Source organism: Streptomyces sp. NBC_00996 (assembly GCF_045162675.1).
In the GTDB taxonomy this organism is placed as follows: domain Bacteria; phylum Actinomycetota; class Actinomycetes; order Streptomycetales; family Streptomycetaceae; genus Streptomyces.
The window spans coordinates 2,705,328-2,716,068 of sequence record NZ_CP108723.1 but is presented as its reverse complement, the minus strand read 5'-3'; the positions used below and the strand labels follow the sequence as shown (position 1 = coordinate 2,716,068).

Genomic DNA, 10,741 nt, shown 5'->3' with positions numbered 1-10,741 from the left:
CATGAGCAGCCGATGGCCGGAATCGCGCTCTTTCGTCACGGAGAGTCCCGGCTCACCCTTCGACCAGGGGCGATACGGCGATACAGCGGGGTCGAGGGGGAGCCGCGATGGTCGAGCCGATCTATATGCCGGTTCTGCCGGCAAAACGGGATGCCTGGAACGCCTATGCACAACTGGACCTCCGCGTACGGCGACGCATCGCGCCGCTATGGACACTCGTCCCGCGCATCGGGACTGAGCGAACACGGGGCGAGCGTGCCGCCCCGGACCCGGACAGCGACCGGACCGCACTCGGCACTTGGCTCGCACCACGCATGGACCAGCTGATCGAGGCGATGGACGGAGTGACCGGCTGGGTCGACGCCGCGCATGTCGAAGGCAGCGTCAACGGTGCCGCGAGGAGCCTGTGGCGGCTGATGACCCGAAGCGGCCTGCGGCTGGTGACCGGCCCGGGGAGCAGCTCGGGAATGACCGGGACGGCCACGGTGATCCCGTACCTCTTTTGCATGATGGGTGGTGCTGCGGTTTGATCCGTCCGCAGTCAGGTCACACATGTGGAGGGGGCGCGCGGTGCGCGTGCGGGTACGCCCCGAAAGCCGCGTGCTCCGGTCTGGCCGACCCGATCACTGCCGTGCTGCCCGGTCTGCCTGCCAAATCCGTCGCGGCAGCCGCGCGGGATCCGCGAGCAACTCGAAGTAACGCTCCTTGCACCAGCTTTCCCGGTGCCCGATGACGAACAGCCGCCGCTTCGCACGGCTCACCGCCACGTTGAGGAGGTTCGGCGTCTCAGCAGCCCAGGCGCGGGCATGAGCACCCTCGCGCGGATGGGTGCCCAGCACCAGGATGACGACATCGGACTCCTTGCCCTGCATGGTGTGGACGGTGCCGATGTGTTCCGACAGGAATTCGGAGACCTGCTTGCGGTATGTCTCCGGGGCCACGCCTGCTGGTACGTCGTCGCCCAGACGCATGCCGCGCACGGCCCTGGCGCAGCCGGAGACCACATCGCGGAACGGGCTGAGAATCCGTACCCGGTTCAGAGCGATACCCCACTCGCGATGCAGCAGCGTGAGCATGCGAGTCAGGGCAGCGCCTTCTTCCGGGACCCATTTGCCGACTGGTTCGCCCGAGGCTACGTCCACCCAGCAACTGAGCGGATAGATGCACGTGCGGCAGCCGTCCCTGCCCTCTTCCACGCAGTCTGCGCAGCGATCGGGCCCGGGAAAGGGCTTCTCGGCCGTTCCGTACACCATCAGTCCGGCGTACGCGATGTCGTTGCTGAGGTCGAACATCGTCAGCTCGCACCGCCTGTGCACCCGCAGTGGCGAGCCCACCCAGACCGGCTCGATCTCGCCGTTCGGCTGAGGGTATTCCAGGCTCGTGCCCCAGCGGTTGGTCCGGTCCGCGACCCGTTGGGCGGAGGTCCGTGAAGGTAGCCACGCCTCATCGACGCCGTATGCCGCCTGCAGCCGTTGCTGCACCGAGAGCGGCAGGGAGACAACCGGCTCCAGCTGCAGCGGGTCGCCGACCAGCACCGCGCGCCGGGCCCGCCACAGGGCCCCGACGGCGGCCTGCGGCGCGGCCTGTCCTGCTTCGTCGATCAGCACCCAGCCCAAGGACTCCTGGCCCAGCGGCCCGAACAGTCGCCCGCAGGACGCGAAGGTGGTGGACACCACCGGCATGACCAGGAACAGCGACTGCCAGACGGCCAGCGCCACATCCTGTGGCACGATCCCGGCGAACACCTCCTTGAGCAGGAGGAGGTTCAGCCGTACCGTCCGGGCGTTGGCGATGACGAAGGCTCGGTGCAGGTTCAGAGCTGCCAGGAACACCCGGGTCCGCGCGGCACAGAACTCCTCGTCCGACCATGGCGAGGACAACTCACGCCCTGCGTCGTCGAGGTGTTCCCATGCCTCGGGAAGGCGCTCGCCCCATTCGGCGCGTGCCTGGTCCAGCGTGCGACGGGCTTCCTCGGCTGCTGTGTGCGCGAGACGCACCTGCTCACGCGTGTGCCTTCGCGCTTCGGCCAACTCGTCCAGCACATGCTCCGCGTTCCGCGATCGGTTCCCCGCGGTCCCGAGAGCCAGGAACGTCCGCTCCACCTCCGCCTGGCACCAGCGGTCCCCTTCCTGCCACTCCAGGAACGCACGCCCTGTGCCAAGGGTGCCGCGCCAGCCCCCGGGCCTCTCCTGGCGATGGTTCTCGGCTCGTTCCCGTGCGTCCTCGTACGCGACCGACGCACGGCGGACGGCGGTGTACGCCGCGTTCACCTCTTCCGCGGCGTCTTCCTCGTCGAACCGTGCCAGCTGGTCCGCGGACTCCGCGTACTCCATGGCCTCGTCGAGCGGGTCAAGATCCCGCAGCGCCTGCGCAGCCGCCGCGCGGGCGGCGCGCAGGGCCTCCGCATGCCGCAGCACACGATTGAACTCGGCCTTGGCCGCGGTCCAGCCGTCCGCCGCTGTCGTTCCCTCGCGTACGGGCGCGGGCCCGTCACCTCGGTGTGGGAAACGCGCATCGGCAGGAGGGTCGTACAGGAGCTCACCACGCTCCAGCCGCTGCAGGAGAGCCTGCATGCCGTTCGAAGTGCCAGCCGATGTGCGGTTGTTGTCGGAGCTCCCGCGCCGACCTCGCGAGGACTGGGTTCGGGAGTCGCGCTTGGGCTTCTCCCCCCACCACCAGCGCTCCATGAAGTCCCTGCGCTTCTCGGCCTTGCCGAGCGGCGCGGCAATGGCGCCCCAGGCCGGTACGCCGCCGAGCAGGGACACCGCCTGCTCAAGGAAGTACGAGGTTTCCGCCAGCCACTCCTCACCGACCGCGTCAAGTGCCGGAAGCTCGGTGGTGATGTTCTGCACTGCCCCGTTGTTCGAGGAGGCCACGACGATCTCGTGGCCGGTGAGTTCGGGCCTGAGCCGTGCCACGCTGCGGGTGAAGCCCTCCGCGTTCCACTCGACGCGTCCGCTGAACCCGTCTGCTGCCCGCGTGAGCGTTGCCAGATGCGTCGCCCTCTCCACCACGATCGCGGCGATCAGGTCGCGGAGCATCGTCGTCTTCCCTGTCCCGGGAGGCCCGTTGACGGAGAACAGCCCGTGGCTGCTGCCGCCCGACAATTGGGCCGTGATGCTGTTCACCGCGAACTGCTGGCTGAGGGCGAGCGGGTACTCGACCGGAGCCGGCCATCGCCCCAGTGGCGTTGCTTCGGGCGCCACCCCTTCCAGGACCGCCTCCGGATGTTCGCGCACGTCGATCCGGTCCGATGCCCGTACGGCTGCGGGGTCGGTCAGGTAGGTATTCAGAGCTGCGCCGTAGCTCTCCGCCCCCGCGACGCGCTCCAGGTCTTCCGGCAGCAGGCTGTTGAGGAAAGCGGGATCGGCGTCGGGAAGCGAACCGTCCTTCCGCCTGCGGACACGCTGACTGTGGATGCGGATGCTCGCTGGGGACAGCAGGTCGCCCACGCCGCACAGGTCGGCCACATGCGCGGCGAACGCCACCAGGTCGGGTAACTCCAGCGGTCGCCCAGGCTGCTCTTCTTCTCCTCCTTCCTCCGGCTGAGTCGAGGTGTCCTCTCGCTGAGGCGTCGCATTAGTGGGCCGGGGCGTTGTCGTCTGGCTACCGCCGTCCGTACCACGCAGGGCCTGGCTGACCCGTCTGGTGATGGGCCGGAGGGCCCCCGCTATCGCTCCGGCTCCAAGATCCCCGATCAGAGCGCCGAGCGCGCCCACCGCCGCTCCGCCGAGAATCTCCCGCACCAAGCCGCGCCAGTCGCGCGCTGCGGTACTCGGCACTCCTCCTACCGCAGAGCCTTCATCCGCGCTGAGGGTGTCCGGATCCACCAGGCCTTGCGTGTACGGGATGTGATGCTGCGTCAGCATGCTGATCGCCTGCAGGCACTCGGACTCCGTCCCCTCGAATCCGTCGAGCCAGTCCGGCACGTCCGGGCCGGGATCCCGCACGCGTCCGGTGGCCCATGCGCAGGTCGAGAAGGCCGTGGCCCCGTCCATCAACATGCCATCGGCATCTACGGTGATGGCGAAGACTGCGGTCTCGCCCTTCTGCCGCCGCGCACCTGAGTAGTCCTCACCGTCCGCGCCGAAGTGATCCTCAAGTGCCCTGCGCACGGCGGACAACGGGAACACGCCGCCATAGACCGTGTGGCGCCAAACCTCTTTACCGGTGTCGATGCGCTCGCGTTGCAGCGGATGCGTCGGTTCCCAGGGCAGTGCGGGCCACGGTTCCCCTGGGCGGACGTCCACCTGCTGGATCCACTCACGTTCCGAAAGCCGGGCTCCGCGGCGGGGAGGGGACGGGAGCTGTGGTGGACTGAAGAGTTCCACAGCCCGCCAGTAACGCACGACTTCAACGCGGCGTAGCCGTTCCGACCGCATCCGTCCCCCCGCCCACGCGTACCGCTCCCGGAGTGATCCAATCTACGGGTTCCGGTGGGAGGGGTGGGCGCGTGTTTGGCTGAATCGCCCCTGTTTCCAGGGGTGTTCGGGGACGGCGACACTCACGGGATGGTGTACCGATGCCGCGCGCAGAAACCTGACAGAAGGCTGTGCAGGAACAGGGTCACCGGCCCCGACGTACGCTGCTACCTCCACGTGGGGCTACCGGCGGGACGAGTGACATCGCCACCTCGCCGCCCCCGGTCCGCGAGCCGGACGACGCGGCAGGTCCCCACACGGACCCGTCGAAGTACAACTGCGCGATCAGTTCCTCGGGCGGCGGCTTCTGGATCGCGGCGTATTGCCGTCCCAGCGCCGTCTCCTGAGCGTCGTCGCCTGGAGGAGGTCGCCGGATTCTGCGCGGACGCCCTGAAGGACGGCGGTGCGGCCGCCATCGCGGACCGAGCCTCCGCGTACGTCACCGACGCGACCTGGAAGGCGCTGGTCAGAAAGCACCGCAGGAAAGGATGCGAAGAAATCGCGGTGCTGGCGCGGAACATCCTGAAAGGGAAGGAACAATTGCATGGCGCCGTGGGCCGGGCCGCCGGGGGACTCCTGGGCCTGTTGGGGCGCCCTCGCATCGAGCGCGTCTTCGCGCAGGAGCTGGCGAGCCGCATCCCGCTTCCCTGGGATGGACAACTCGCCGCCGCAGCTCGTGGTCTGCAGATCGCCGGTATCTATGTCTGCCTGGTGGGGAACCGAGGGCTGACCGACTGCGCTTGTCTGCAGGACGTGCTGAAAGCCGAGGGGAAGGAACGCGTCAAGAAGCTGGTCAAGGCGGCTGTGGAGGACTGGAGCTTGTTGCCCGGCAGGATGTCGGACGTGACGGGTGACACGTGAACAATGGATGGGTTTCCATCGGATCCTCCTGACCGGTTGCAGCGAGACGGCGGGCGGAGGTGTGTCCGGTGGCGTCGGGAACCTGCTTGTTCATCCTGTGGGGTCAGGCGTGCCGAGCGGCGAGGGGGCCCACGACTTCAGTACGCCGCCGGTGCTCCGACCGCATCAGCGCCTGAGCCACGTGCATCCCAATGTCAGGACAGACGGTCGCTGCCGGGCTTCGTGCCGACGTAGGCGAGGCGGAATGCCTTCCGCTCGGGTACCAGCCGGAAGTACAGCCGTCCCTTGCCCGGTGTCATGCGGCCGTGCCAGGAGAAGCACGCGTCCCGGCCGGCGAGGTCCGGGTCCGGAAAGGTGCATAAATGACGCCGGGTCTGCGACTCGGGGGTGATGTGCGGGTTCTGCCAGTCGGGTTCGGGCGAGCGGTCGAGATGCCAGTGGTCGGCGGCCGTGGACTGGAGGTCGGCGAGGAGGTCGCGGACGGACCGGAACCACTTCGGGTCGAGGGCGCGCAGGTCGCGGTCGAAGCGGGGCAGGCGCTCCAGTGCGGGGAAGAACTCGTTCCAGGAGTCGAGGAGTTGGGTCGGGCTGATCAGTCGGCTGAGCCCGGTGCCGCGCGCCCATGCCTCGTGCTCGTCGGCCTCGTCCGGACAGGAGCAGTGGCGGACCCGGTCCTGATCGGTCTCGATGTCGTCCTCGCCGAGGCGGTTGATGTCGACGTCGAGCCAGGAGGCCGCCCATTTCTGGGTGACGGGAAGGCTGATGGCCATGCCGTCCATGAGGTGGGCGGCGCCGATGCCGACGGAGCGGCGGCCGTCGTGGAAGTGCTCGACCGTGGCCGTGTCGTGTCCGGCCGTTTCGAGTACGCCGCGCAGGGGGCTGCGGTCGCGCAGTCTGAGGATGTATCGGTGCCGGTCCCGGTTGCGCGGCGTGGCGTTCACCCACCGTTGGTAGACGTAACCGCGGGCGAGTTCGGCGGGTTGGAGCGGGCTCTCGGTGACCAGCGAGACCTTCTGCCAGGTGCCCAGGTGTTTCAGGGTGGCCACGAACGTGGCCATGGCCGCGTCGACCTGTCTCGGTCCCACCTCGGCCTTGCAGGACAGTTCGTTCAGGAATAACGACAGCGGCACTACGGCCCCCTCCCCAAGGGTGTGGATATCGGTCTCGGATGTCGGTCGATATCAGTCGAGGAGCTGTTCGAGGGAGTTCTCCCACTCGTCGAAGAAGCCCTCCGGCCAGTCGGAGAGGGAACCGTCTTCGTGGATGCGCGGAGTGACGATTTCCGCCTGCAGACCACGGCGGCGAAAGTAGTGGACGGCGGTGTCTGTGGCGGACATGGCGCCGTTCTTGACCGCGAGGCGCAATCCGTTGAGGACGTGGTCCGAGTGGGTCTCCACGATCAGCTGGGCCCCGGCCGCCGCTGCGGCGGCCATGAGCGTGGCCATACGGGACTGGCCGCGCGGGTGGAGATGGGCCTCCGGGTTCTCCAACAGGATGAGGCTCCCCGGACCCGCCGAGAGGCACGCGACGACGATCGGCAGGGCGTAGGTGAGGCCGAAGCCCACGTTCGTGGGGCGGCGGCGGGCGGAGGAGGTCAGTCCGGCCGTGCCGTCGAAACCGTAGCTGAGGCGGACGGCGTCGATGCCGGGGATCTCCGTCGCTTCCAGGTTGACCCCTGGGCACAGCTCCTGCATCCACGCCACGACGTGGTCGAGAAAGTTGTTCGTCTGAGCCTTGGGGTGGCGCAGCGGCTTGGACGTCAAGGGGCGCCGGGCGTGGTGCCGCAGGTAGTTGACGGTATGTTCGCCGCTCGCGCCGAGGAAACCGAGGCCGATCGCCTGGTGATGGGACTTGGGGTAACTGGTGGCGGGCGCGATGCGATCCGCCTTGAGGTACTGGAAGCGGCGGCGGTCGAAGACCGATTTCGTCCGCTGGGCGTCCGAGGCCGAGTGGAGGGTCAGAACGTCCTGCTCGGCCGCGTACAGCGCGGACCAGTTGAAGTTCTGCCCCTCGCTCGTGCGGAGTCCGATGCTGATCAGCGGAGTGGGTAAACCTGGAGTGTGCACGACGTCCTCGTGGAGGACGTCCAGTCCGGTCCCCAGCTCCACCAGTTCGCCGTTCAGGAGGAGGCCCCCGCCCGAGGAGAACAGGGTGGACGAGTCGTACGACTGCCGCAGCAGGACGAATGCCTGAAGGACCGAGCTCTTGCCGGACGAGTTGAGACCGGTCAGCAGGGTGACCGGGGCGAGTGGGATGTCGGCCGACCTGAACGCCTTGAAGTTGGTCAGCGACAACTGGTCGATCACTGCGCACTGCCCCCGTCGCTGTCCAGTACGGCCCTGAAGAGATCGCGGACCTTGGCGAACCGCGTGTGGACCCTGGTGCGGTCGCCGGTGCTGACGGACACGGCACGCTCGAAGTCCAGGTCGGCCATGAGCTGTTGGTAGCCCTCCGCCACCTTCTGCCCGGACGCTACCAGCGTGCTCCGCTCGGAGTCCGTGAGTTCGGAGAGGTTCACTGCCACCGACTCGAAGAGCGCCTTGTTGACGGGGTTGCGCCACTGCTGACCCGGATACAGCTTGCGGAAGGTGTGCCTGCCGAAGATCGCCTCGGCCGTGGTCATCGCCTGCTTGAAGTGTGCGGCGAGCGAGGCCCGCGCCTCGTCGGGCAGCCGGTTGATCAGCCGCATGGTGTGAGCGAGGAACTGGTCGAAGTCCTGGTATTTGAAGGAGTCGGGCGCGGTGAGCATGAAGGCCAGGGCACGCAGCACCATCTCCCGGTCCGCCATGCGCGAGATGCCGACACTGTTGCTGGTCGCCGACAGGAACTCCGGTGACTCGGCCAGCGAGGACAGCAGCCCGCGGGCCGGTCCCGGAATGAGCGCGTGCCGGATCTCCTGCCGGGTGAGGGGCAGCCCGCCGGTGTTGATGCGGGCGAAGATGTTGAACTTGACCTCGTCCGGAGTGCCGGGCCGGATGACGTGGACGACGACCTGCGTCTCGTTCAGCCGGATCTGCAACCGCCCGGTGAGGTCCTCGTACCGCGTGCCCTCGAAGTCGTCCTTCAGATACTCCAGGCCGCGCAGCCGCAGGGGTCCCGCGTGGATGCCCGCCACCTCGGCCAGCGCGTCGGGGGCGATGAACCGGGCGATGGCCGTGAGCCGTTGGATGCCGTCGACGATGGCCCACGAGCTGTCGTGAGCCCAGTCGCTGTCGTCCAGTTCGGCCGCGTAGAAGGACGGAATAGGAATCCGGAGCAGCAGCGACTCGATCAGCCGGCTCTGCTGCTCGTCCGACCAGATACCGGCCCGCCGCTGGAAGTCGGGGGCGAGGTCGATCATGCCATTGCTCAGGCGGGACATGAGCAGGTTGATCGTGGGGTTGCTGGTCTGGATCTCGATCGTGGACGGGTCGTACGGCGCGGTGATCCGGTCCGCCGCGTCCTCGGCTTCGCTGTCCGGAACCTCCAACTCGACGTCGGTGGCGCGGCCGTCGGCGCCGACCTCGACGCGGAAGCCCCCGCTGTCCTCGGCGCGGGGATTGTCCTGATAGCGGCTGAACAGCGACTGCTGCTCCCGCGCAGCCCCACGGCTGCCGATGCTGTCCTCCAGCGACATGTGCCCTCGTGTCCCGTTCCGTAGCCGGAACGACTCCGTAGTGCGTCGGTCCCGTCGGTGTCGATTCTGCCGGACGAGGGGCCGGGCGGGCATGCGGGCGGCCGGTGGCGGCAGGCCGGTCACGGTGTGCGGCCGACTGCCGGTGTGCGCAGCTGCGCCCATACGGTCTTGCCGGGAGCGGTCGGTCGCGGAGCGACACCCCAGTCGTCGGCGAGGGCCTCGACGAGGAGGAGGCCGCGGCCGGACTCGCCGTCCGGGCAGGGGATTCCCGGCGAGGGGAGCTTCTCGGCGCGGGTGTCGGTGACTTCGACCTGTAAGGAGCCTTCGGTCTCGGTGAGGCGGAGGTGGAAGTCGCGGCCGGGGACGTGGCCGTGGCGGACGGCGTTGGCGGTGAGCTCCGCCGTGATCAGGGTGACCGTCTCGTTGGCGGGTGAGGCGTACGGGTGGCCCCATTCGTTGAGGCGGTGGGAGATGAGACGGCGGGCGAGTCGTGCGCCGCGTGGGGTCGATGTGAACCGCATGGCGAACTCATGTGCGGGCGCTGGGCGTTGCGGCATATGCCCTTGTGGGGGAGTTACGGGCTTCATGGGGGCAACGGTCGCGGCGTGTGCGTAGCTTTGAACAGGCGTGACGCGCTGACTGCCGCCGGTTGTACGTGGCTGGTGGTGCGGTTGTACGCGGGGTGAGGCGTGACCGGCCTCCCGTGCGGGGCGTTGGTCGCGGGAGCGGATGCGGATGCGGATGCGGTGGCAGTGGCGGGGTGTTCGGTGGAGGCGGTGGTACGTACGGAGGTGCTGAGCGTGGAGGAGCAGCAGGCGGAGGGGGAGTACGAGTCCGGGGCGGGCATCCTGCACGTGTTCGGGCGTCAGCTGAAGCTGTGCCGGGAGCGGGCGGGGCTGGACCGGGCGGAGTTGGGTGCGCGGACGGGGTACTCGGCGTCGACGATCGCCTCGTTCGAGCAGGGGAGGCGGATTCCTCCGCCGAAGTTCATCGACTTGGCTGATGAAGTGCTGGATGCGGGTGGGGTGTTGCGGGCGGGGAAGGAGGAGGTGGCTCGGGCGCAGTATCCGGCGTTCTTCAGGGATGCGGCGAGCTTGGAGGCCAAGGCGGTTGAACTGCATTTGTACGCGACCCAGGCTGCACCAGGGTTGTTGCAGACAGAGGAGTACGCGCGGGCAGTGTTCGCGATGTGGCGGCCGCTGTTGGACGAAGCGATTGTGGAACAGCGACTGGCCGCACGACTGGCGAGGCAGGAGATCTTCACCCGCCGTCCGGCACCGCACCTGAGCTTCGTTATCGAAGAGGCTGTGCTGCACCGTCCGTTCGGCGGAGACGCCGTCTGGCGCGGCCAACTGGAGCAGTTCCTTCTGGTTGGGCAGAATCGGAACGTCGAGATCCAGGTGATGCCTCTCTCCCGTCTGGAACACGCAGGACTGGCTGGTCCGTTCACCTTGATGGAGACCATGGATGAGCGGAGGATCGCCTACACGGAAGTCCAAGGTGACAGCCGTGTTCATACGGAGCGTGGGAAGGTACGGGAACTTGAGGCCGCGTACGGGCTTCTCCGCGCGCAGGCGCTCACGCCTACTGAATCGCACGCGTTAATCGAGAAGATGTTGGGAGAAAGATGAGCGGGGCAGTGGCCGGGCCGAGCATTCACGACCTGGCTTGGTTCAAGAGCAGTTATAGCGCCGGTAACGGTGGCGAGTGTGTGGAGATCGCGTCCCGGCCGGGCGTCACGCACGTCCGTGACTCGAAGGACGAGGCGGGCCCCATAGTGAGCCTCACACCGCTCGCCTGGTCCGAGTTCGTCGGCTTCGCCGCCCGGCATACCGTGTAAATC

Annotated in this window: 9 protein-coding genes; 4 read left to right on the top strand and 5 right to left on the bottom strand. The window is 68.0% G+C overall.

The annotated features are described in order from the left end of the window. The first annotated feature begins 107 nt into the window (after nt 1-107). On the top strand, nt 108-530 hold the full coding sequence (locus OG390_RS12890; RefSeq protein ID WP_406167595.1) for a hypothetical protein: 423 nt from the start codon (nt 108-110) through the stop codon (nt 528-530). Between the two features lie 93 nt (nt 531-623). Here the strand turns inward: OG390_RS12890 and OG390_RS12885 are convergent, their stop codons facing one another. Continuing rightward, complete coding sequence (locus tag OG390_RS12885) at nt 624-4,115, bottom strand: DEAD/DEAH box helicase (RefSeq protein WP_406167593.1); 3,492 nt, start codon at nt 4,113-4,115, stop codon at nt 624-626. An 810-nt stretch (nt 4,116-4,925) separates the two neighbouring features. On the opposite strand from OG390_RS12885, the gene OG390_RS12880 reads away from it, so the two are divergent. After that, nucleotides 4,926-5,282 (top strand): hypothetical protein, encoded by a 357-nt coding sequence (locus OG390_RS12880; RefSeq protein WP_406167591.1) that lies wholly within the window; start codon nt 4,926-4,928, stop codon nt 5,280-5,282. 194 nt (nt 5,283-5,476) lie between these two features. On the opposite strand, the gene OG390_RS12875 is transcribed toward OG390_RS12880, so the two are convergent. The 4 genes from OG390_RS12875 to OG390_RS12860 form a co-directional block, all read right to left on the bottom strand. Continuing rightward, entirely contained in the window at nt 5,477-6,412 is a 936-nt protein-coding gene (locus tag OG390_RS12875; RefSeq protein ID WP_406167589.1) for a hypothetical protein, read from the bottom strand. Nucleotides 6,413-6,463: 51 nt separating this feature from the next. Then, entirely contained in the window at nt 6,464-7,588 is a 1,125-nt protein-coding gene (locus OG390_RS12870) for a DUF3696 domain-containing protein (protein WP_406167587.1), read from the bottom strand. Beyond that, nucleotides 7,585-8,898: a DUF262 domain-containing protein gene (locus tag OG390_RS12865; RefSeq protein ID WP_406167586.1), complete on the bottom strand. Its 1,314-nt coding sequence runs from the start codon at nt 8,896-8,898 to the stop codon at nt 7,585-7,587. The genes OG390_RS12870 and OG390_RS12865 overlap by 4 nt, the downstream gene beginning before the upstream one ends. 119 nt (nt 8,899-9,017) lie before the next feature. Further along, nucleotides 9,018-9,419: an ATP-binding protein gene (locus tag OG390_RS12860; protein ID WP_406167584.1), complete on the bottom strand. Its 402-nt coding sequence runs from the start codon at nt 9,417-9,419 to the stop codon at nt 9,018-9,020. Nucleotides 9,420-9,698: 279 nt separating this feature from the next. Here OG390_RS12860 and OG390_RS12855 point away from each other — a divergent pair, with 279 nt between their 5' ends. Beyond that, nucleotides 9,699-10,529, top strand: a complete 831-nt coding sequence (locus OG390_RS12855; protein ID WP_406167582.1) for a helix-turn-helix domain-containing protein — start codon at nt 9,699-9,701, stop codon at nt 10,527-10,529. Further along, on the top strand, nt 10,526-10,738 hold the full coding sequence (locus OG390_RS12850; protein WP_406167581.1) for a DUF397 domain-containing protein: 213 nt from the start codon (nt 10,526-10,528) through the stop codon (nt 10,736-10,738). The genes OG390_RS12855 and OG390_RS12850 overlap by 4 nt, the downstream gene beginning before the upstream one ends. The last annotated feature ends 3 nt before the right edge of the window (nt 10,739-10,741 follow it).